This is a genomic window from Paenibacillus terricola (assembly GCF_014779765.1).
GTDB lineage: Bacteria > Bacillota > Bacilli > Paenibacillales > Paenibacillaceae > Paenibacillus_T > Paenibacillus_T terricola.
In genome coordinates this window covers 615,713-638,219 of the sequence record NZ_JACXZA010000003.1, presented here as the reverse complement: position 1 = coordinate 638,219, position 22,507 = coordinate 615,713, and the positions used below count along the sequence as shown (strand labels likewise).

The 22,507-nt window shown below is 49.4% G+C and carries 16 protein-coding genes and 1 pseudogene; 10 read left to right on the top strand and 7 right to left on the bottom strand.

The window, feature by feature from the left end; translation table 11 throughout:
- The first annotated feature begins 14 nt into the window (after positions 1-14).
- Positions 15-1,754: an ABC transporter ATP-binding protein gene (locus H8B09_RS14790; RefSeq protein ID WP_191204276.1), complete on the top strand. Its 1,740-nt coding sequence runs from the start codon at positions 15-17 to the stop codon at positions 1,752-1,754.
- Positions 1,751-3,511, top strand: a complete 1,761-nt coding sequence (locus H8B09_RS14785; protein ID WP_191204275.1) for an ABC transporter ATP-binding protein — start codon at positions 1,751-1,753, stop codon at positions 3,509-3,511. The genes H8B09_RS14790 and H8B09_RS14785 overlap by 4 nt, the downstream gene beginning before the upstream one ends.
- A 111-nt stretch (positions 3,512-3,622) precedes the next feature.
- On the opposite strand, the gene H8B09_RS14780 is transcribed toward H8B09_RS14785, so the two are convergent.
- Together H8B09_RS14780 and H8B09_RS14775 are read right to left on the bottom strand one after the other, a co-directional pair.
- Positions 3,623-4,237, bottom strand: a complete 615-nt coding sequence (locus H8B09_RS14780) for a DUF4304 domain-containing protein (protein WP_191204274.1) — start codon at positions 4,235-4,237, stop codon at positions 3,623-3,625.
- 324 nt (positions 4,238-4,561) lie between these two features.
- A complete protein-coding gene (locus tag H8B09_RS14775) occupies positions 4,562-5,191 on the bottom strand; it encodes a YfbR-like 5'-deoxynucleotidase (protein WP_191204273.1) in 630 nt (209 codons plus the stop codon).
- Between the two features lie 295 nt (positions 5,192-5,486).
- Between H8B09_RS14775 and H8B09_RS14770 the strand changes: the two are divergent.
- Positions 5,487-5,990, top strand: a pseudogene (locus tag H8B09_RS14770) (GNAT family N-acetyltransferase); the annotation flags it as partial.
- 405 nt (positions 5,991-6,395) lie between these two features.
- Here H8B09_RS14770 and H8B09_RS14765 read toward each other — a convergent pair.
- Positions 6,396-7,259, bottom strand: coding sequence for a helix-turn-helix transcriptional regulator (locus H8B09_RS14765; protein ID WP_191204272.1), 864 nt, complete (start codon positions 7,257-7,259; stop codon positions 6,396-6,398).
- Between the two features lie 151 nt (positions 7,260-7,410).
- On the opposite strand from H8B09_RS14765, the gene H8B09_RS14760 reads away from it, so the two are divergent.
- From H8B09_RS14760 to H8B09_RS14745, 4 genes are all read left to right on the top strand, one after another.
- Positions 7,411-8,919, top strand: coding sequence for a tagaturonate reductase (locus H8B09_RS14760; protein ID WP_318152626.1), 1,509 nt, complete (start codon positions 7,411-7,413; stop codon positions 8,917-8,919).
- Complete coding sequence (locus tag H8B09_RS14755; protein ID WP_191204271.1) at positions 8,919-10,424, top strand: UxaA family hydrolase; 1,506 nt, start codon at positions 8,919-8,921, stop codon at positions 10,422-10,424. The genes H8B09_RS14760 and H8B09_RS14755 overlap by 1 nt, the downstream gene beginning before the upstream one ends.
- A gap of 157 nt (positions 10,425-10,581) precedes the next feature.
- On the top strand, positions 10,582-11,319 hold the full coding sequence (locus tag H8B09_RS14750; RefSeq protein ID WP_224753607.1) for a hypothetical protein: 738 nt from the start codon (positions 10,582-10,584) through the stop codon (positions 11,317-11,319).
- 184 nt (positions 11,320-11,503) lie between these two features.
- Entirely contained in the window at positions 11,504-11,821 is a 318-nt protein-coding gene (locus tag H8B09_RS14745; protein ID WP_191204269.1) for a WGxxGxxG family protein, read from the top strand.
- A 100-nt stretch (positions 11,822-11,921) separates the two neighbouring features.
- Here the strand turns inward: H8B09_RS14745 and H8B09_RS14740 are convergent, their stop codons facing one another.
- The 4 genes from H8B09_RS14740 to H8B09_RS14725 form a co-directional block, all read right to left on the bottom strand.
- Complete coding sequence (locus H8B09_RS14740) at positions 11,922-13,553, bottom strand: glycoside hydrolase family 43 protein (RefSeq protein ID WP_191204268.1); 1,632 nt, start codon at positions 13,551-13,553, stop codon at positions 11,922-11,924.
- Between the two features lie 24 nt (positions 13,554-13,577).
- Positions 13,578-14,402, bottom strand: a complete 825-nt coding sequence (locus tag H8B09_RS14735) for a carbohydrate ABC transporter permease (protein WP_191204267.1) — start codon at positions 14,400-14,402, stop codon at positions 13,578-13,580.
- Between the two features lie 12 nt (positions 14,403-14,414).
- Complete coding sequence (locus tag H8B09_RS14730) at positions 14,415-15,305, bottom strand: carbohydrate ABC transporter permease (protein WP_191204266.1); 891 nt, start codon at positions 15,303-15,305, stop codon at positions 14,415-14,417.
- A 72-nt stretch (positions 15,306-15,377) separates the two neighbouring features.
- Positions 15,378-16,712 (bottom strand): ABC transporter substrate-binding protein, encoded by a 1,335-nt coding sequence (locus tag H8B09_RS14725; RefSeq protein ID WP_191204265.1) that lies wholly within the window; start codon positions 16,710-16,712, stop codon positions 15,378-15,380.
- Positions 16,713-16,915: 203 nt separating this feature from the next.
- On the opposite strand from H8B09_RS14725, the gene H8B09_RS14720 reads away from it, so the two are divergent.
- From H8B09_RS14720 to H8B09_RS14710, 3 genes are read left to right on the top strand one after another with little or no spacing between them, the layout of a single operon-like run.
- Entirely contained in the window at positions 16,916-18,718 is a 1,803-nt protein-coding gene (locus H8B09_RS14720; RefSeq protein ID WP_224753606.1) for a sensor histidine kinase, read from the top strand.
- A 6-nt stretch (positions 18,719-18,724) separates the two neighbouring features.
- On the top strand, positions 18,725-20,323 hold the full coding sequence (locus H8B09_RS14715; RefSeq protein WP_191204263.1) for a response regulator: 1,599 nt from the start codon (positions 18,725-18,727) through the stop codon (positions 20,321-20,323).
- Between the two features lie 57 nt (positions 20,324-20,380).
- Positions 20,381-22,387 (top strand): beta-galactosidase, encoded by a 2,007-nt coding sequence (locus H8B09_RS14710; RefSeq protein WP_191204558.1) that lies wholly within the window; start codon positions 20,381-20,383, stop codon positions 22,385-22,387.
- Positions 22,388-22,507: the final 120 nt, after the last annotated feature.

Here is a 22,507-nt window from a genome sequence, read left to right as displayed (position 1 = left end):
GAGGAGATGGACAAATGAATGTTGACACGATGCTGTCCACAAATGAAGTTCCCCCAAGCACGATACAAGTCATGAAGCGTTATTTGGCTGTTAATGCGAAGCACAACCCGGTTCTTGTATCAACGATCCTATTCTCGTTGCTAACATCTGCCGTATTGAGCGTCATGACGCAGTGCCTTCATGCAATGATTGATGATTATGGCGCAACGGGTACGATCGTTAACATGCAGACGGCGATTCTCTTGCTATCGCTCGCGCTGTTGATTCCATCGCAATATCTGCAGCAATTTCTAGGAATCAAATATGGCGGGTTGTGCGATCGCACGATGCGAGATAAAACGTTCGCGATCATGTCCCAGATCGATATGCAGACGCTGGATAGCCAGCGGATGGGCGACATCCTGTCTCGTGCCAATAGCGATTTAGGCCAGATTAACGCAACGTTGCAAAATTATTATGCTGTACGGCTGCCACAGCAAATCATCGGCCTTGCAGCGTTTATCGTATCTCTCCTTATAAGCTGGCAATTAACGCTGTTCTCGCTTGCCATTGTGCCAGTTATTGCATTGCTGCAAATGAAAATTTCGGCTCCGTTAACCCGTTTCGCCTTACAGTGGCAGCAAGCGGCTGGCGAATCGCTGTCCATTGCGAATAATCTGATGGGCGGCTACGAAATCGCAAAGGCGTACAATTTGGGCTCCAATCTACGTCACCGTTATGACGCGGCGGTAGATCGAGCGGCCGATAGCGGAATGAATGCCAATCGAGCGACACTATTGCTCTCTCCATTGGGGCGGATTATGTTCTTCCTTCCGCAAATCATCATATGCGGATTCGGCGTGTATCTGGCAAGCATCCATCACATCACTTCTGGTGGCGTCATGTCGGTCATTATATTGAGTGTCTTCATCGGGAACCCGATCGGAGACTTCTCATCCGTGCTGACCGATTTCAAAACAGCGCGCGGCTGCGCCTCACGCGTATTCGAGCTGTGGGATCTTCCGCTTGAACCGACAGACGGCACCGAAAGAAAGCCGGGAGGAGATGCGATCATATTCGATAATGTTGAGTTCTCCTACCCGGATAAGCCGGCCGTTATAAACGGTTTATCCTTCTCGATCAGTCGAGGGGAGCATATTGCGCTTGTTGGCGGAAGCGGTTCGGGCAAGTCAACCGCGATCAAACTGCTTATGGCGTTGTACCGTAAGAACGGAGGTGAAATCTCGTTATTCGGCAATGCCGTGGAGGCGTGGTCAACGGATGCGCTTCGCGAATACATCTCCTATGTGGGGCAGGATACGTATCTGTTTGCCGGAAGCATATGGGACAATGTAGCAATGGGAAATCGAGGCGCGTCGGACGAAAACATACAAGCTGCGATTGACGCAGCGCTGCTGAACGAAATGGATGTGAAGCGTGAAATCGGCGAACGTGGGCTTCGTCTGTCCGGCGGACAACGACAACGGGTCGCGATTGCCCGCGCGATGTTGAAGGACGCCCCGTTGCTCTTGCTTGACGAACCTACCTCCGCGTTAGATACGCAAGCCGAAGCATTAGTGACGGAAGCGCTTCGACGACTCATGCAGGGGCGCACTACGATCATTATTGCGCACCGGTTGTCTGCCCTTCGTAATATCGACCGCATTGTATGCATGCAAGATGGTCGAATTGCGGAAAGCGGTACACATGAACAACTGATGATGCTGCAGGGCGTATATTATCGACTCTATAAATCGCAGGAGGCGGACCTATGAAATTAGCGATGGACAACATTCGGCACACCCTTCGAATGATGGCATGGTCCTGGCGGTTTATACGGACGTGGCGAACGCGTTATCTTCTATGCTCCATGCTCAGCATCCTGCAGAACGCATGGATGTCGATCACCTCCGCCTATCTAATCGGACAGACGACGGCGCTTGCCGTAACGGGTAACTTCGCAGCGATGTTGAATACGATCGGGATTGTTGCCGTCGTCGTGATCGCAGGTATCATCGTCATCACCTCTGTCAATTATCATGCATCCCGCATTCATATACTTGGGCTCGCACAGATACGTAAATCACTATTTGCCAAATTAACCGCGATGCCTGCATCGGAAGCGAATAAGCAATTGTCCGGTGATTTGGCCGCTCGCATGAGCATGGATGCAGAACGCACTTCCGCCTTTTTCGGTTCCATGATGACCGGTGATCGCAGTTTATTCGCCATCCCCGTCAGCATCCTGATAGCCACGATCATCTGTATCGTGAAGCAGCCTGCCATCGGCATGATGAATCTCATATTCGTAATCATCAGCATCTACGCGAACCTAGCCTGCATTCGCAGGGAATACGCTTGGCATACGAAACAAATGGGCATCTTGTCGTCTCTGACGCAGCGAATGATCGACATGATTGCAGGCAGCGTTGTCGTGCGTATGTTCGGGCTTACCCCGAATTTGCGTGAACAATATGAATCCGATTCCGGAACGGCTTATTCCTATGCGATGCGCGGCGCTAACTATAATGCGCTGCGTTCATCATCGAGTTCGGCCATCCAATGGAGTGCTATCGTGTTTACGCTTATCGCAGGCAGTATATTCGTTCACATGGGCATGACCGATTTAGGAACGGTGGTGTTCATTGTGCTCATGCAGTCGCAAATCAACAATGATGTGTTGTTGATGACCAACTCGTACCATCAGCTGCAATACGCAACGATTGCCGCGTCACGCGTCAAGGAAGTCCTTGATCGTCCCGAAGAGCAAATGCGGGAGAATACGACAAAGCCAGACCCAAATGCGGTGCATGCAATCGATATGCAAGGCGTCACGGTGTCTTACGGTGCCGATATGCCAGTCATAAACAATATGTCCTTGCAAGTCAGAAACGGAGAAAAGCTGGCGATTGTCGGTGGAAGCGGTGGAGGCAAGACAACGCTGATTCGCTATTTGATGGAACTCGCGGAAGCGGATAACGGTGACATTCAATTGTTCGGGCAGTCGCGTGAACGATATTCACAGGAGGTGGTACGAGAACTTATCGCATATGTACCTCAGAACTGTTATCTATTTGACGGTACGATTCGGGAGAATATCGCATGGGGAAATTTAAAGGCAAACGATGAAAGCGTTAGGCAGGCCGTGCGCGAAGCAGGTTTGGAGGAATTGATTCATCGGTTACCTGATGGTTTGGATACGCGAATAGGTGAGAATGGTGCACAATTATCGGGCGGACAACGCCAGCGTATAGCCATTGCTCGCGCAATGGTGAAGGATGCGCCATTGTTGCTGCTTGATGAAGCTACTTCCGCGTTGGACGGCGAATCGGAGGAACTCGTTCAACAAGCTTTGGAACGGCTAATGGAGGGGCGGACTGCGATCGTGATCGCCCATCGATTATCCACGATCCGGGGCGCAGACCGTATTATCGTCATGGAGAATGGAGAAACGCTGGAAGAAGGGAACCATGATTGCTTGCTCGCGAGTTCCGGGCGATACGCGCAGCTCTATCGCTTGCAATATGCATAAGACAAGGGTCCACTGAAACTGCGGATTTCCGTCAAGATAGGCCAGCCATCGAGATAGGTTGGCCTATTCATAGTGGCTCTAGATTGAGAGTGGTTTACAGGATGTAGGGGTCTATTGCTCCACTGACATGTTATATTTTGATGCAATCTTCATAATTTGTTCCGCTATATAATGATTAGGTTTATTACGATACAGTTTCTTTAAAGTATCATTCCCCTCAGTAACAAGTCCATTCTGAATCTTATAAATGGTCAGAATGATTTTATCAGGCCATCCTAACGTTTCATCCGAAGTTTCAAGTAGCTTCCTTTGATTAATTCCTTGGATGTAAGGGATGATGTAATGATCCAAATCATTCGAAACTTCTTTATGTACAGTCTCAATGTCAGTCGATGGATTTAGTGTGTACCAGAGATCCGTCGTTTTCTTCAAATTTCCTATTCTCTTTCTTTCAATACAGTTGTATTCTTTGGGGAATTTAGGCAATTCATTATTGGAATTAAGATTAATGTATACTTCATAAGCATTAGGCACAAATGTTCCAACGTTAAAAGTGAACCGCACTTCCTCTTGATCGTTATATTTATTAGGTTGTAAATTAAAGCAAATGCCGAGAGTATCGTCTACTTTTTTGTAGTAATTGTACGAAGATTTTTTAAATCCTAAATTATTCATTTTTGGTGTTATGATCTCGGTTACGATCTTCTTCTGTTCCTCGATATACATGGATATTCTCCTTTAGGTGGCCAGAGTATTGTACAAGTATCTCCTGTTCTTAATAGTAGTCTAATAATTGGAAAAATAGCAGACTATTTCTACACAATCGGATCGGAAAAATAAAACAATGAAATCGAGTCACAGAGGTATTGTTTAGAAGATGAAACGGAGATAAATATGTGGTTATCAGAAGCCTGTATCTATAATAGATGCGGGCTTCTAGTTTTAAGTACGAACTTACTAGAGATTCGGTCGATTGACAGTTAAGGAGACTTCATTTTGTAGTCGGGTAAGGAAAAGAAGGGAGAGGGGTTATAATAGGGGGACGGAGTTTTAAGATGCCAACGCTTCATTCGTAATCTTCGCGATATCGATTGGAGATCTAGATCCTTCGCTAACTAAGTCGGGCAGTATATTTTCCAGGAAATACGCCACGCAATGAAGCTTGATTTCTTTGATTTTGATAAGGGCAGTTCGGTACATGACGATAAATTCTTTCTCTGTATTCCCTCGTTGCAGCTCCGCGAATGCCTCGTAGATTTGATCCATTTTATCGGCTACTTCAAGTATCTGACCTTCCACCGTATCATCTTTGCCTTCGCGCAGTTGTCTGCGGAAGATGTGCTTGAAGTCCTCGGGAATATGATCTTCGATGAAATGTTCAACCATTCCTTCTTCTACTTGTTGCAGCATGGCTCGGAGTTCTAACGAATAATGCTTCACGGGTGTTTTGATATCTCCGATAAAAATTTCGCCGTAATCATGACTGCTTGTGATTTCATATAACTTTTTCCAATTCACGACGACTCCATTGCTTTCTTCAATATCGGCCAACGTCTTCGCGTATTGGACGACCTTCCAAGAATGAGCCGAAACGCTGTGCTCCTGGAATTTGAATTTGCCTGGGCAGCGAATGATTCGCTCTAAATCGGTTAACGATTGAAAATACGTATGGATCCCCATGTAGTGGATTCCTTTCTTTGAATAAGAGATGATTTGTTGGTGATACGCCTAGTATAAATCTGATTTGTTAATAGGCGATTAACTCAAATATGGAATTGGTTCCTTCTCTGATTCTAGCTGCAGAAGTCCGCGTAAACTGCGGGATTTAGTGGTCTGACAACTTCTAAGGCGAGGTTTACATAAACCATAAATAGAGTTCATATAAACCGCAATTAGAATTAATATAACCGCCTATGTCCGTTTATATACTGAAATGGTCTGACATTCAAATCGTTAGGGTAGGGTGATCGTTCACATACTTAAAAAACTTGATCTGCATGAGTGCCATACCCTGTATGACTTAATGGTGGATCCTGCAGTTTTCCCTTACGTCCGTCACAAATGCCAATCCTATGAAGAGTATTTGTTCGTCACCAAACAGTTGATCACCCTGGAATTGGAATTGCAGAATACATTGATTGCAAGAACGATTATGAATGAGCTTGGGCACCCGATTGGAACGATTCAGTTATATGATATAACGAACAGAACGGGCTTTTTGGCAACATGGATAGGAGCACCTTATTTTGGCCAAGGTTACAATGGGCGGGCAAAAGAAACCTTTTTCACGGAACTGTTTCTTGAACATCAGATAGAGACGGTGTATTTGAAGGTTCGCAAGCAAAATATCCGTTCGATGAAGGCGGTAGCGAAGCTGCCATATGTTCAATTAGCGAATGAACTTAAACCTGAGCTATATGAATCGATTAATCAGGCGCAGGAAGTCTATGATCTATATCAAGTGGTGCGGGCTAGCTTCTGGGAGAGTCGCAGCCGGGCGATTCAATGCGGAGTGATAAGAGGATGGTCCGATTGTCGGCTTCAGCGGCAAAATGCGGCTGGAGAGGAGCATTCGACTTTATCAACGGGTGTGTTGTTTGCATGACAGGGGAGAGTACCTGTTGTTAGAGCGCGCTAACGGTTGCTGAAAATGCTTATTTGTTCGAAAATGCGCCATTCTACGGTGTAAAGGTTGCGATGGTGCTTATTTGCTCGAACTAGCCTATAAATGGGTCCGATCAGCACGAATAGCCTCGCTGGCAACCGTAAGGCGTAGAATGCTGCCGATTCTAGTAGAATAACTACTGTGGCAACCGCTAGGTGTGTAATAAAGGGGCATCCTGGATTCGTCCAGGATGCCCTCTTTGTCGTCAACCATCATCATCTACTTCCCCTGGATACGATAAGCCCGCGGGGTGAGACCCGTAATTTTCTTGAACGCTTCATAGAAGTGCCGCATCCCTTGGAAGCCGCAGGCTAATGCGATTGTCTCGACGTTATCATCAGTTGATAGCAGCAGTTCCTTGGCGATGATGAGTCGCTTGGCATTCACGTATTCGATAACGTTCATGCCCGTTATCTGCTTGAATACTCTTGAGAAATGACCAGGGCTAATGTTTGCTTTCTCGGATAACTCGGCGAGTCCGCCGCAGCGCACAGGATCATGGTCAATGTCACGAAGTGCGTTGTGGATCCACTGGGGAACAAATCCCGATACCTTCGATGGGGAGGCTTCCTTCGTGAACGGATGTCGGCTTAGATCGAGCAGCAACCGCTGCAACTGCAGCTGCAGAGCATGGCGATATCCATACTCTCGGGTCTTCAGTTCGCCTACCATCGTATGAATGACAGCTTCGATCGTCTGCCGAAGGGGATCGGACAGCTCAATCTTGTACTGTTTCTTCCTTCTAGCCATATTGAAGCATCGAAGTGGATCATACCCGTCGTCTAGCGAATCGTTCTGGATGAGAGATGGGGCAAAGAATATAGCGGTGGAGACAATCGGATCATTCTCGGAAGGATAAGCACGGTGCAGCGTGTTGCCTGGAATAAGGAACAGGTCGTCTTTGCCTTTCTCATATAAGGAGCCGTTGATGAAGAACATCCCATGGCCCTCGTGGACATAGACGATCTCATACATGTCGTGAAGATGGTCCGGCAATTCTTTATCTGAATATCGAATACCCTTGTAGACGAGCTCGAATGGGAAATTCGGGTCAAAATGAAAAGGCTTACGGTAGGGCTGCATAGCGGTTATCCCCTTTCGGGAGAATATAGGTTCATCATATCAGAATCGGATAAAAAATAATAGAAAATGGACATTTTCTTTTCCTTTTCGATGCGTAAAAATGAAAACAAGAAGATAGAAACTTTAACTTTACGTATAGGGGGACCAGATCGTGAAAGCAAAAGAGACGAAGCTTCAGCAGCTGAGCGCAGCTCGACTGACAGCGGAACAGAAGCAGCAATATGAGGCCGTCACTGCAAGTCCAGTCACCGTATTACAGGTTGGGGAAGGCAATTTCTTAAGAGGGTTTGCGGATTGGATGCTGCAAGTGAGTAAGGAGCAGGGGTTGTTCCAAGGCAGTGTTGCGGTTACCCAGCCGAGACCTTCCGGTAAACATAACATTGAGCAATTAGCCGCGCAGGATGGACTTTATACGTTAGTCGTTCGAGGCTTGGAAGATGGGCAGCCAGTCGAGCGCCGTAATATCATATCGGTGTTCTCACAAGTATTCGATCCTTATGAGAACTGGCAGGCGTTCACAACACTAGCTGGCTGCGAGACATTGCGATTCGTCATCTCGAATACGACGGAAGCTGGAATCGCTTACAAGAAGGAACCGTTAACATATGGTCCGATCGCTTCTTATCCTGGTAAAATGGCTTATTTGTTATACGAACGGTATATCAAGTTTCAAGGTGCATTAGACAAAGGCATCATCTTCCTGCCATGCGAGCTATTAGAGCGGAATGGCGATGCTCTGCGGGACAATATTGTGAGATACAGCCTAGACTGGGGTTATCCGGATGACTTCAGAAGATGGATCGCTTCAAGCTGCCGATTCTTAAATTCGCTTGTCGATCGTATTGTGACGGGATACCCTTCCGAGGATCAGGCGGCGGCATGGTTCGAGCAATGGTCTTACTCGGACCGGATGCTGACGACAGCGGAGCCTTATCATCTATGGGCTATAGAAGGAGAAGAAGAACTGGATGAGCTGCTGCCGCTGAAGAAAGCGGGTTTGAATGTCCATTGGACAGATGATCTGCGTCCTTATCAGCAGCGGAAGGTGCGCATCCTGAATGCGTCCCATACGTGGATGGCACCGCTTGGCCTCCTATATGGAGTCGGACATGTTCGGGCGTTCATGGAGCATCCGGTACTAGGCCAACGTGTACAAGCAACGGTGCGCGCGGAGATTATTCCGGCTATCCCTTATCCACTGGACGATATGAACGAGTATGCTGATACGGTATTCGAACGATTCGGTAACCCGTATATCCGCCATCGGTTAGAAGATATTGCAATGAACAGCTTATCGAAGTTCAAAGTGCGTTTGCTGCCGACCTTAAGCCATTATGCGGAACTTGGCCAGTCGATCCCAGAGGGGCTTGCGACGGGGTTAGCAGGCTTGCTGCGATATTATCGGATCACGCAGGCTGATGGTCATTACGAAGGGCGCGACTTGCAAGGCGGGCGGTATGTCGTCCGGGATAATGCGGAACTATTACAACAAATTGCTGCAATATGGGCGAATGCGGAGCAGAAGGAACAAGACCTGCGCACAACCGTGGAGCAGTTGCTCGCACTACAAACTCTGTGGGAGCAAGATCTATCGAGTTGGCCAGGCTTGATTGATGCCATTTGCCGTTGGTGGACGATGGCGGAAGGAGGACAAAGCTAATGCAGCAATGGGTACGGTTATCGCCTAACGATCAAGTTATTATTGCGCTTGATTCGTTATCCAAAGGACAAGAGCTAATTCTGGAGAACGGGGACGTGCTTACACTTTCAGAGGATGTAACAAGCGGGCATAAGATTGCGACGAGCAAGGTGTCCTCTGGCGACGATGTCCTTAAGTTCGGCTACTCGATCGGCAAGGCCCGTGAAGAAATCACGCCAGGCTCATGGGTGCATACGCATAATCTTAGAACGGGATTGGATGGCATTCTCGATTATAAGTACGAGCCGCTCGCAGGTTTGAACGCTTCTACACCTCCATCATCGGTAGATGCGGGACGTACGTTTATGGGATATGAGCGGCCTAACGGTGAGGTCGGCATTCGCAATGAGATATGGATCATTAATACCGTTGGCTGCATTAATAAATCCTGTGAGCTGCTAGCACGCGATGGCAACCGTCAATATGCCGGTCAGGTAGATGGAATCTACCATTTTGCACACCCATTCGGATGCTCGCAGCTTGGAGATGACTTGGTTTATACGCAAAAGCTGCTGGCATCGCTTGTTCATCATCCGAATGCGGCAGGCGTGTTAGTCGTGGGATTAGGATGCGAGAATAACCAGATTGAATCGTTCAAGTCGGTTATCGGAGACCACGATCCACGGCGGATCAAGTTTATGAAATCGCAGGAAGCCGAAGATGAACAGGAAGAAGGGCTAGCGCTGATCGGGGAACTGGTCGAATACGCGCAGACGTTCACTGCAAAGCCAATCCCTGTATCAAAGCTGAAGATCGGCTTGAAATGCGGAGGTTCGGATGGCTTCTCTGGTATCACGGCGAATCCGTTAGTCGGCAAGCTGTCCGACCGGTTAATTGCGGCCGGCGGCACGTCCATTCTGACGGAAGTGCCGGAGATGTTCGGCGCAGAGACGATTCTGATGAATCGCGCATGCGACGAAGAGGTGTACGGCAAAATCGTCACGCTCATTAACGATTTCAAACAATATTACGTTCGGCATAACCAGGTCATCTATGAGAACCCTTCGCCAGGCAACAAATCGGGCGGTATAAGCACGCTGGAGGAGAAGTCGCTCGGCTGTACCCAGAAGGGGGGACATGCGGTCGTTACCGACGTTCTCCCTTACGGGGCAAGGGTAAAGAAGAATGGGCTGAACTTGCTTGAAGCGCCAGGCAATGACTTGGTTTCCGTAACGGCACTAACGGCTGCAGGGGCGCACATTGTGTTCTTCACAACAGGAAGAGGTACGCCTTTCGGCGGACCTGTACCAACTGTTAAGCTATCGACCAATTCGGAGCTAGCGCAGCGCAAACGGAATTGGATCGATTTCAATGCCGGCAGGCTGTTGGAAGGAACCTCCATGGAAGAGCTTGCTGACGACCTGTGGGAGTATGCGATTGCAATTGCCTCGGGAGAGAAAGTGACGCACAACGAGAAGAATGGTTATAAAGAGATCGCGATCTTTAAGGACGGCGTTATTCTATAAATGCATAATAGTGGCGGCGTTTCAGGTTATTACAACCGTTACCAATAGCGAATGGCTGCCTGCAGAAGGCGGCCATTTTTATTATCGTACATATAAGTCCAAGCATTTGCATATTCGCATGAAACATTTGGAAACGCTGGCGAGTCTAAATAAGAGAATGAAGCTACAGGTAACGATATGGGGGATTATGATGAAACGTATTGCGGTCGTTCTGGCTTTATTCTTATTAGCTGCTGCTGGGTGCTCGAGCAATACAGAGCCACCTGCTGATCAGAAGAATAACGCGAGTGGTGATAAGGAGTCTGTCATTGCAGAGAGTCCAGATAAGTACGTTCAACTGTTTGCGGATACGAGTGTATCCGGGGATATGCTGACAGGTATTACGGTGAAGCTTGGGGAGAACAGCAAGCATTTCTCGTGGACCAATGTAACGAACGATGGCTACTATCCGGAGATTATTCGAGACGATCTGGATCAAGATGCCGATCAGGAGGTCGTTATCATTTTGACCAAGGGATACGGTACAGGGTTGCGCGATTCAGAAGTACATGTTCTTAGGAATGATTTCACGGAGCTCGACATACAAGATGCTGTTTCTGTAGTGAAGAGCAGTTTGATCTCATCAGCGAGCAGTAAGGACGGGAAGAAGGACTACACGTTAACGTACAAAGATAACACAATCAACAAACAATATAACGATGAGGACGCCGGCATGTGGTTTGACGATGTGGCAATCGGCAGTATTGTAACGTATCGGGTGGAGAATCAGCATCTGCTCGCGGAAGTTTCGGCGCAAGTATCGCCTGGCTTCTTTATAGCGAATGTAGAAGCAGAGTACAGTGTGAAAGGCAGCAAACTCGTGGTAGGGAATCTGGCTTTAAACGAAATGGAATAGAAGAACGGAACGGCTCCAATGGCGGGGCCGTTTTTTGTGTTCGCGAGAACATCGATACAAACGGCGTTTCCATTCAAATAAATGTGTCAATTGTCAAATTGTTCAGCCCCACGCCGAGAATAAACAGCACGTCCCAGATGGACAATAATTAATGCTTAAACATTAATCGAAGAGGGGTAAGAACATGAAAAAATGGTTACCGATCTGTGGTCTGGCGGCATGCTTGATGATGTCTTCCGCTGCTCCTGCTTCTGCGTATACGACGTACAATACGCCAGGTAATGAAATTCGTCATGGCGTGAATGAAGGAATCAACACAACAAACCGCGCATTGGGCACGGACATGAATTACGTTGGCACCGGTAATAACGTGCACACGAATAACTATCGCCCGTATGCCACCACAACCAATAAAGGATTTAACTGGGGATGGCTTGGTCTCCTTGGTTTATTCGGTCTTGCCGGCATGAGAAGCCACAACCGCGATCGCGATCGCGCATAGCCATTGATATTGCAATGAACACAAAGGAACTCTCTTCATCTGAGGAGTGTTCCTTTGTGTTCGTTTGATTTGTGTCCATATTCCATTTTAATCTGCGTCTTTACAGCTCTTTGTATTCAAAATAATCAAAGTCCGCATGCTTACGCTTACGATACGAATCCTGGCAACATACCCCAATGAATGCCCCTGTGAAGTGGCCGTACTTGGAATATTCGTCCGAGCATTTGCTCGCATCGAGCACAGGGCCGATCTGCGTCCATTCCTCACCGTCCGGCGATCCGCAGAACCGGAGCTCCTCGGCTTCGATAACGGCCCGCAAGTAAACGCGATCCCAATCGGCAATCGGCATACGGGACTCTTGCAGTCTCACGCCGTTGTCCGCGTACAGAATGCCCAGACATTTGCTGCCAAGACTTTCGCTATAGTAGATCCTTAAGTAATAGAACATATTCTGGTCATAAAATAGCGTCAGACCCGCGGTCTCGTGGAAGTTGTCCGGCTCGAACTCCACGCATGTCTCGGCAATCGCATGAACCGATTGGAGGCGGCGGGCGATCAGGCTTTGCTCGTGAAGGGAGAACAACGACTCCCGGCCGCGCAGACGCATATAACCTGACCGCGCGCTAAGGCTAACCCAATCCTCGCTTAGCGGTACGCGCAGCGAATTCAGATGCACGTTCCATTCGCCGCTGTCGAAGTGCTCGCGGGATGGTTCCGTCTCCCAAGGCGCTGGTGCAAGCAGAGGGGGCGGCACCGTCAGTTCCGCCCGCTGCCCGCCGGAAGCCAGCCGCAGCCAGCCGTCCTCGGTCCATTCGCAGCGCTGGATGGCCGTCTCCCGTCCCAGCATGCTGCGTTGATTAGAGGCGAGCGGCCTCGCCGTGAGATGGGCAATATAAGGTTCGCCGGCTGCAGTCTCAACCAGGGAGCCGTGACCGCTTTTCTGCAGAATAGATTCGGGATTGTACTGGTACGGCTTTAAGTAATCGTCGACGCCTCGCCGATTGAGGTTTATCTCCTTAGCGGAGGTGATAATCGGGTTGCAAGGGTCAGACTCGTATGGACCAAACAACGATTCGGAACGAGCGATGGTTACGCCATGCCCGAAGCCCGTACCGCCTTCTGCCGCCATCATGTAGTAATAACCGTTCCGCTTGTAAATATGCGGAGCCTCCAGGCATCCCATATCGGTAGCTCCGCGGAATATGCTGACTGGGTAACCGATCAACTCGCGGCGTTCCGGGTCATATTCCTGAATAACGATGGAGCCGGGATGCTCGTAGCCAGGACGGTTATCCCACTCCAGATTGAGCAGCCATTTGCGGCCATCGTCATCATGGAACAAGGAAGGGTCAAACCCTGAGCTATTCAAATAAGTACGATCGGACCAAGGTCCGGCAATATCGCTTGCCGTGACAACGTAATTGTCGAGATCGAAGAAGTTGCCGTTCGTACTGCGCATGATCGTATAGATGAGATAGAAGAGCTTAGCGTCATCATCGTAGCTTAGACATGGCGCCCATACGCCGCCCGAAGCCTCGATCCCTTTGAGATCGAGCTGCGACTGACGATCCAATGCATAGCCGATGACACGCCAATTCACAAGATCCTTGGAATGGTGCAGCTGTACGCCGGGATACCATTCGAACGTTGAAGTCGCAATGTAGTAATCGTCCCCGACTCTCAGGATGGAAGGGTCGGGGTTAAAGCCTTTAAGAATAGGGTTCTGAATCATACCGTCTGTCTCCTTCCGCTCCTATTAGCCTTTGACAGCGCCAGCTGTAACGCCCTTCGTAATCTGCTCATTGAACACCGCATAGATGATGATGGCAGGGATCGAAGTGAGCACCATGACAGCGAACTGGGAGCCGTAATCGGAAGAATATTGACCCGCGAAGTTCATGACCGAGAAAGGCAGCGTCTTGAGCGCATCCTTGCTAAGGAACGTCGAAGCCATAATGAATTCATTCCAGCAGTTCAGGAACGTCGTTACGATAACGGTGACAAGCGCTGGCTTAAGCAGCGGCGCAATGATCTGGAACACGATGCGGTAGATGCTGCAGCCATCCATGAGAGCCGACTCTTCAAGCTCCTTCGGAATGCTGCGCAGGAAGCCGCTGAGCATGAACGTTCCGAGCGGAACGGATACCGCCGTATAAGGAAGAATAAGTCCGAAGTAGGAATCGGTAAGACCAAGCGCCTTGAAGATCGCGAAGTTCGGCAGCAATGTCGCATGAATCGGAATCATGATCCCGAGCAGCAAGATCGTATAGAACAGCGAGCGCAGCTTCCACTGCATGCGGATGAACGCATAAGACAACGTGAGAGACAAAACGACCGTCAGTGCGATGGTCACTACGGAAACAAGCAAGCTGTTGCCTAGATATTTTAAAAATTTCCCATCCACCCATGCATTTACGTAGTTATGCCATTGAGGCGAGCTGGGCCATTTCAGAATGCTATTGGAATAAAAGTCTGCGCTTGAATTGAACGAGAAGTCAACAAGCCAGATGAGCGGAAATAATTGTCCTGCGGCGACGATCAGGAAGAAGATCCAGATTGCCGTTTTTTTGCGTGCTATCATGTTGTCGCCCTCCTAGAAATCCGTCGCATCATTGCGAGTGAGACGATTGCTCAAATATGTTGCAAGTAAACATACGATAACGAACAATACCGATATGGCATTGGCATAGCCGTATTGGCTGGCCGAGAATGCTTTGTTGTACAAATAAACCGCGAGGAATTGCGTAGAGTCGCCAGGTCCGCCGTTGGTCGTGAGGAAGACGGTCTCCATTTGTTTCAATGCCGTAATGATCGCAAGCGTGAGTTGAACAGCAATAACCGGTTTCAAGAGCGGTACCGTAATCTTCAGGTGCATACGGAAGCCGGAAGCGCCGTCGAGCTGAGCGGCCTCGTACAGATCCTCGGAAATCCCTTTAACGCCTGCATAATAGAACAGAAGTCCCCAGCCAAAGCCTGCCCAGATCAGAATGAACAGCATGGAGCCTAGCGCCGTACTGCTCTCGCCAAGCCAAGCGTGCTTCAAGGAATCAAGCCCAACCAGATCCAGCAACTTGTTCAGCATGCCGAACGTTGGATCGAGCAGGGAAAGCCACATTTTCGAAATAACGACAACCGAGATGACGCACGGAATGAAGAAAATCGTACGGAAGATCTTCTCCGCTTTGCCTCCGAGTCGGTCGAGCAGGATAGCGAAGAAAATACAGATCGGATGCTGAATGACGATAAAGCCGATGCCAAGCAGCAGGGCGTTGCGCAGCGCAAGCCAGAATCGCTCGTCGTGGAAGAGCAGGTTCGTATAATTGTCGAAGCCAACCATCGTGACTTTCGTCCCTGGAGCAAGCGTATCCGTGAAGGAATAGTAGCCGCTGACGATAATCGGAACCAGGAAGGTTAACGCGAACAGCAGCATACCAGGAGCTACGAATAGAAAAATGGCTGTTTTGTTTCTAAACACTCGATGCATGATAATCACTCCATCCTTTAGAAAGGGATAAAGACAGGATCGCCCTGTCCTTATCCGATTCCTTCTATGCCATTATTGATTGTCCACCGCTGTCTGGAGCGCGCTTAACAGATCTTCAGGTGATTGTTTGCTGGAGAAGAACTTGCCTAGTGCATTCTGAATGTCGTCCTTGAACTTCGGCGTGCCGTAGTCGATTGCGGAAGCGCCGGATGTCGACGCTGCATTGACCAGAATGTCCGTCAGCGTCTTCTGAACTTCGCTCTCGGAGCCCGTCAGATCATATTTCTGTGCTGGAACTGCAGCACCCGTATCCCATGCTGTCTTCGCCCATTGGTTAGCGCTCATCAGGTAATCGAAGAACTTCTTCGCTTCTTCCGGATGCTTCGAGCTGCTTACCATTGCATAGCCGCCGCCGTTCCAAGCAAGCAGATCATCCAATGTGCCTTTGCCATCTTCGGCAACCGGGAATTTCACGACGCCAAGATTCTGGCGGAACTCTTCAGGCAGCGCTTCGTTCGTCGCCATGCCAGCTTCCCACGAGCCCATGTACCACATCGCTGCTTTGCCTTGCGTGAACATGTTCTGGGATGCGCCGTAGTCGGCCGTCATGAAGGAATCTTGGAACATCTTTGCGTCGCGCACTTGACCGAGGAATTGCGCAGCCTTCAAGAAACTCTCGTCGTCTGCGAATTTGGTTTTCTTATCGATCGCATCAAGAATCAGATTCTGATTGCCGCTGTAACGCAGCACGAGGTTCTGATACATCTCGCCGAAGCTCCACAGGTCTTTGCCGTTAATGGACATCGGTGCGATGCCTTTATCACGGAATGCCTTGGCAGCATCGAGCAGCTCACCGAGTGTCGTTGGCACTTTCACGCCATTATCTGCGAACAATTTCTTATTGTAGTAAATGACTTCATAGTCGCTGTTACGCGGCAAGCCATACAGCTTGTCGTTGAAGGTGAACGATTTGTACACGCCTGGCAGGAAGTTGTATTGCTCGCCTTCATACTGCTTCGGATCCAGCTCCGTTACATAACCGGCTTGTACAAGTGTATTAAGCTCGGCACCGCCGTGAACCATGGTAATATCAAGCGGTTCGTTGGAGGACATATAAGCTTTCAGTTTGTTCTTGAAAGGCTCTTCCGCAAGCGTCTCGACATCGATCTTGACGTTCGGATTTGCTTTCACGTAATTATCGATTACCGTTTGTTCAGCAAGTCCTTGTCCGGATTTGCGGTCTGGCAGGTTGGAGAAGAAGCGCAGCGTTACTTTGCTGTCGCCGCTGCCGCTGTTGTTGTCCGACGTACTGGAACCGTTGTCGCTGCCGCATGCAGCAAGCGAACCTACGGATGCAATAGCAAGCGTTAATATGGATGCACGCGCTAACTTGGAATATCTCTTCATCGTTATTCCCCCTGATGGTTGATTAAGGAATCTGGCAACTCATTTGGCCTGCACTGATCATAACAAGCGGAATAATGAACGGTCAGTAGAGAAAAAAAGACGAAGGTAGACGATTGTCGAAACCTTCACCCGAGTCATTGTGATTGCTGCAAGGGAAGATTAGAATGACAAAAAAAGCATATATGTAAAGGCTTGTGATCCTTATGCTTCGCGCTTATTTCAACTTAAGCCTAAAATTCAAAATCATTATTTTGTTCACGCTGCTTATGACAGTGTTTTCCGTTGCGCTCGGGTATTATGCGATTGAAACGTCAAAGACCCAAGTCGTAAACAAGGTCAGCTCCACCAATCTAGGCGTTGTACGGGTTGTTGAGAACAATATGCGGTCGATGCAAAAGGCGATCTCCAACTGGGTAACGGTATTTGTAATGGACCCTTATATTCAGTCGACGCTTCAATCGGATGTCAGGCCGTCAGAAGGTTCGCTTGATCCTGCCTTGTACAATGGGTCGACGACGACGCTGATGAATCAGATGCTCTTAACGGGCAACTTCGACTACGTTGCGCTGTATGGGAAGGAAGGTCCGCCTTTATTCCAGGTCGCAACCGATGACAGCAGCGGTTCGGGTACGATTCAGCAGATTGAAGCGAACCCGATCTATAAGCTGACTGCCAATCTGCGCGGTGCGCCGCTCTGGTTTCCAATGCCTGCGGACAATGTGTTTATTCAGAATAACCGCAAGGACAAGATTGGGATGACCCGGATCGTCCGGAATGTGAATAACGGGTATGCGATCGGGTTCATATTCGTTGGCGTCAATCAGGAGACGATCAAGGCGCAATACTTGGCGAATCTGTACGACAAGGATCATGGGCTTGTCATTCTGGATGCCAGCGGCGCGCCGCTGCTGGAAGCGGGCAAACCATTTTACAAGGAAGGGCAGTCTGAGCTGGAGATGATTCGATCCGTTCCGGAGTCGGGATCCAAGGTTGTGCGGTTGGACGGGGAGAGCCTGCTTTTAACGTACAGCAAAGGAGAGAATGGTTGGCAGTATCTCTATGCGGTTCCGCTCAGCGTCTTGACCAAGGAGCTCAATTCCATCCAGCAGTTTATCGTGCTGCTCGTTGTAGGTATGTTGGTTATGAGCATTCCGATCATGCTGCTGCTTACTTCTTTCCTAACCGCTCCGATTAAGAATCTGCTGCTGTCGATGCGCCGTTTCCAGAACGGCCAGTTCGATGAGAAAGTAGAGGTCAAATATGGAGATGAGATTGGCTATCTAAGTCAGGGGTATAACAATATGGTCGAAAATATTAAGTCGCTGGTTGACGATGTTTACGTGCTCCGGCTTAGGGAGCAGGAGGCAGAACTCAAGGCGCTGCAGGCGCAGATCAATCCGCATTTTCTATACAACATGCTGGATACGATATTCTGGGAAGCGGAGTCTGCCGGACAGGACAAGATCAGCGAGATGATTATTAATCTATCGCGCTTATTCCGTCTAAGCCTCAATCGCGGCAAAAGCTTCACGAGCGTCGCGAAAGAACGGGAACTGCTCGAACTCTATCTTTCCCTGCAGAAAATGCGATTCCGCGATGTGCTCGAATATGAGGTCAATATTCCGCCGGCTATGAGCGAGTACATCATTCTGAAGCTGATTCTGCAGCCTTTCGTCGAGAATGCCATCGTGCACGGCATCGAACGGAAACGAGGTGGCGGCCTCGTTCGGGTAACAGGCTGCCAAGAAGGTGAACGTCTGACGTTCATTATCGAAGACGATGGTCTGGGGATGTGTGAAGAGGAGCTGGCCAAGCTAACCGAGCTGCCGAAGGAGAACGACATCAACGTCGCGCAGGATACAAGCGGTTATGCGGTCCGCAATGTGCATGAACGGCTGAAGCATTATTATAAGGACGATTTCGAATTGATCTATAACAGCAAGCCTGGACAGGGTACGCGGGTGCAGCTTTCGATACCTGCGGTTCTATCCATGAAGGAGGAGTGAGGAAGCATGTATCGACTGCTTATCGTGGATGATGAAGAGAGAGCTCGTACGGGCATCCGAATGCTGATTGATTGGGCAGCTCACGGGATTGAGATTGTAGGAGAAGCTCGGGATGGGGCGGAAGCGCTCGAGATCATGGAAGGCACCGGCGTAGACATATTGCTGACGGATATTCGGATGCCGGTTATGGACGGACTTGAGCTGATCGAGCAGGTCTCGAAATTATATCCGGCTGCCAAATGCATCATTATGAGCGGATATGACGAATTCGCATATGCCCAGAAGGCGATGGCCGCTGGTGCCGTCGACTATCTGCTCAAGCCGAGCCGCCGTCAAGAGATTCTGGATCTGGTCGTCAAGATTACGAACGATATCGCGAAGCGAAGGCAGGAGAATGAGAAACTGGAGGGGCTGCGCAGCGGTTTTCGAGAAAGCTTCCCTTTCTTGAAGGAGTACGCGCTTAACCGATTAGTGATGTCCGAGAATCCTCCATTGGAGCGGCTGATGAGCAACTTAAAGCTTAGCGACATCACATTCCCGCTGCCCTTCTTTGGAGTGCTCGTCGTAAAGATCGACAACCTGCATCTCGTGCAGCAGAAATACGGCAGCGTCGATATTGAGCTATACAAATACGCACTCAAAAATATTGCCGAGGAAACGTTCATTCCTATATGCCATTCCGCTGCCTTCGAAGATAACGATGACATCGTGCTGCTCATGAATGCAGACGAATGGCTGGATACGAAGCTGATTGTTCCATACGCCGAAGCGACTCAACACAACGCGATGCGTTTTCTCCCATTCACGGTCTCCATTGGGATTGGCAGCTTTGATCAGAGCATCCGGCATTTCCGCGTGTCGTTTCTTGAGGCACAGAAAGCGTTGAATGCAAGATTCTATGAAGGCGATTCGAAAATCACGGATTATCTCGAGGCAGCGGAGGAAGAGGATTTTACCCAAACCTCGTATCCGTTAGAGAACGAGCGGGCGGTGCTTCAGGCAATCGGCAAAGGGGACGAAACAGCGATTCGCGGCAGTCTGCAGGATTTTCTAGCCTCACTTAAGCCGGAGAGCTCTTCGAAGGAGAGCGTAATCAACTCGATTTATGCGCTCTACTTTGCGCTTTATCGGGATTGTATCGAGCGCAATGTCAATGTGAACGAGGTGTTCGGCAGCGGACTCGATGAAATCCCCCGCATGATGGCTCGTTCCGGTCTTGAGCACATCATGACGACGCTGACGGAAACAGCCCTAACCATCGCTGATCAGTTGTCCACGCGTAAGAACGGCAATAAGCTGTTCGAGTCCATATTGGCTTACGTGCAAGAACATTTCCGTCTGGATATCAGCAGGGAGTCCGTCGCACGCGAGGTCTATGTGACGCCTGGATATATCAGCTATTTGTTCAAGCAGCAGCTGCAGACAAGCTTTATCGAGTATTTGCACCGTATTCGGATCGAGTATGCTTCCCGCCTGTTGAGGGATCCAAGCCTTCGGATATCGGATATTGCGCATGAATCCGGTTATCAGGATGAGAAGTACTTCTTCCAAGTGTTTAAGAAGTATTCCGGCATGACGCCAACGCAGTACCGCAATAACTTATAGTTCGTGTTCACAAAGTTCGGTTTATAGCAAGCGAAAACAAACATGGGAGAGATGACATTGAAGAAGCTGCTATATGGGGTTGCTTATTACGATGAATATATGCCTTACGAGAGACTGAGCACCGATATTGAAATGATGAAAGCAGCGGGCATTAACCTTGTCCGCATTGCTGAATCCACGTGGAGCACGCATGAGCCGCAGAATGGCGTATTCGATTTCTCCAGCGTGGACCGCGTGCTGGATGCGATGCATGAGGCGGGAATTCATGTCATTGTAGGAACGCCGACATACGCGATTCCTACTTGGATGGTCAAGGAGCATCCGGATGTGCTGGCGGAGACACCGGATGGACCGGGACGTTATGGTGCACGGCAGATCATGGACATCACGCATCCATCGTACCTGTTTTATTCTGAACGTATCATCCGCAAGCTGATCAGCCGGGTATGCAATCATCCAGCTGTCATCGGCTATCAGGTCGATAATGAAACGAAGCATTATCGGACGAGCGGTCCTAACGTGCAGCTTCAGTTCGTCAAACAGATGAGAGAGCAGTTCGGCACGGTGGAGAAGCTGAATGAAGCGTACGGTCTTGATTATTGGAGCAACCGGATTAATAGCTGGGAGGACTTCCCTTCGGTCGTGGGTACGATCAATGGCAGCCTTGGTGCAGCGTTCGCGAAGTTCCAGCGTAAGCTAGTTACCGATTTCCTCGCATGGCAGACGGCGATTGTGAATGAATACAAACGTCCGGGTCAATTCGTGACGCATAACTTTGACTTCGAATGGCGCGGGTATTCCTTCGGCGTTCAGCCGGATGTCGATCATTATGAGGCTGCCAAAGCGCTGGATATCGCAGGCGTCGATATTTACCATCCTTCGCAGGACGACCTTACCGGCAAGGAGATTTCGTTCGGCGGAGACTCGACACGTTCGCTCAAAAGTTCGAACTATTTCGTACTTGAAACTCAAGCGCAGGCGTTTCCGAATTGGACGCCTTATCCTGGCCAACTGACGCTGCAGGCATTCAGCCATCTGGCATCGGGCGCAAATATGGTTGAGTACTGGCATTGGCACTCCATTCATAATTCATTCGAGACGTATTGGAAGGGTCTGCTCAGCCATGACATGGGGCCGAACCCGACGTATGACGAAGCGAAAACGATTGGCCGGCAGTTCGCACGTCTGTCGGACAAGCTGGTCAACCTGAAGAAGGAGAACCGCGCCGCCGTTCTTGTCAGCAACGAAGCGCTGACGTCGCTGGATTGGTTCAAGCTGCCTGGCGGCGAAGTTCGTTACAATGATATAGTTCGTCTAATGTACGATCGTTTGTATGAGATGAACATCGGCTGCGATATCTTGTATCCGGGTTCATCCGATCAGTTCGGCAATTACGATCTCATAGTGGTACCAGCTCTGTACACCGCTTCAGATGAACTGTTGAATGCCTTGAACGAGTACGTCGAGAACGGCGGACATGTCGTGTACACGTTCAAGAGCGGTTTTGCCAACGAGCATATCAAAGTGCGGACAAGCGCTCAACCGGGCTTGATTGAGAAGGCTTGCGGCATTTCTTATTCGCAGTTCGTAGAGCCGGGCAAAGTATCGCTCAAGGAAAATCCATTCGACGTTAAGGCGTCGGAGAACACCGTCAGCGTCTGGATGGAGCTGCTCACCCCAACAACAGCCGAGGTGCTCGCTTGGTACGAGCATCCGCATTGGGGACAATATGCCGCGATCACAACGAACCGTTACGGCAAGGGCATGGCAACCTATATCGGCTGCCTGCCAAGCGAAGCCGTTGTACGCAAAGTGTTGGAGGGCGCCAGCCGAGAAGCGGGAATATGGGGAGTGGATCAGGAGCTTCAATTCCCGATCATTGTAAAGTCCGGGACTAACGAGCAAGACAATAATGTTCGCTATTATTTCAACTATTCGGACCAACCGCAGTCGTTTGTTTATCCATACGGGAATGGCAGCGAACTGCTTAACGATCGGGAAGTTGTCTCAGGAGAGACGATCGAGCTGGCGCGTTGGGGTGTAGCGATCGTAGAGGAGCGGTAGGCGTACAGTACGCCTTTTTAATTACGGTACGTTAATCGAACAGTCAACCGAAACAAGAAAATAGCGGCAGCCGTGGACTTTAGCAGTCCATAGCTGCCGCTATTTTTCTATTAAGCTAGC

Excerpts from the sequence above, each read along its gene's own strand:
- H8B09_RS14790 (WP_191204276.1), top strand. The coding sequence starts at position 15 with ATGAATGTTGACACGATGCTGTCCACAAATGAAGTTCCCCCAAGCACG.
- H8B09_RS14785 (WP_191204275.1), top strand. The coding sequence starts at position 1,751 with ATGAAATTAGCGATGGACAACATTCGGCACACCCTTCGAATGATGGCA.
- H8B09_RS14780 (WP_191204274.1), bottom strand. The coding sequence starts at position 4,237 with ATGTATATCGAGGAACAGAAGAAGATCGTAACCGAGATCATAACACCA.
- H8B09_RS14775 (WP_191204273.1), bottom strand. The coding sequence starts at position 5,191 with ATGGGGATCCATACGTATTTTCAATCGTTAACCGATTTAGAGCGAATC.
- H8B09_RS14765 (WP_191204272.1), bottom strand. The coding sequence starts at position 7,259 with ATGCAGCCCTACCGTAAGCCTTTTCATTTTGACCCGAATTTCCCATTC.
- H8B09_RS14755 (WP_191204271.1), top strand. The coding sequence starts at position 8,919 with ATGCAGCAATGGGTACGGTTATCGCCTAACGATCAAGTTATTATTGCG.
- H8B09_RS14750 (WP_224753607.1), top strand. The coding sequence starts at position 10,582 with ATGAAGCTACAGGTAACGATATGGGGGATTATGATGAAACGTATTGCG.
- H8B09_RS14745 (WP_191204269.1), top strand. The coding sequence starts at position 11,504 with ATGAAAAAATGGTTACCGATCTGTGGTCTGGCGGCATGCTTGATGATG.
- H8B09_RS14740 (WP_191204268.1), bottom strand. The coding sequence starts at position 13,553 with ATGATTCAGAACCCTATTCTTAAAGGCTTTAACCCCGACCCTTCCATC.
- H8B09_RS14735 (WP_191204267.1), bottom strand. The coding sequence starts at position 14,402 with ATGATAGCACGCAAAAAAACGGCAATCTGGATCTTCTTCCTGATCGTC.
- H8B09_RS14730 (WP_191204266.1), bottom strand. The coding sequence starts at position 15,305 with ATGCATCGAGTGTTTAGAAACAAAACAGCCATTTTTCTATTCGTAGCT.
- H8B09_RS14725 (WP_191204265.1), bottom strand. The coding sequence starts at position 16,712 with ATGAAGAGATATTCCAAGTTAGCGCGTGCATCCATATTAACGCTTGCT.
- H8B09_RS14720 (WP_224753606.1), top strand. The coding sequence starts at position 16,916 with ATGCTTCGCGCTTATTTCAACTTAAGCCTAAAATTCAAAATCATTATT.
- H8B09_RS14715 (WP_191204263.1), top strand. The coding sequence starts at position 18,725 with ATGTATCGACTGCTTATCGTGGATGATGAAGAGAGAGCTCGTACGGGC.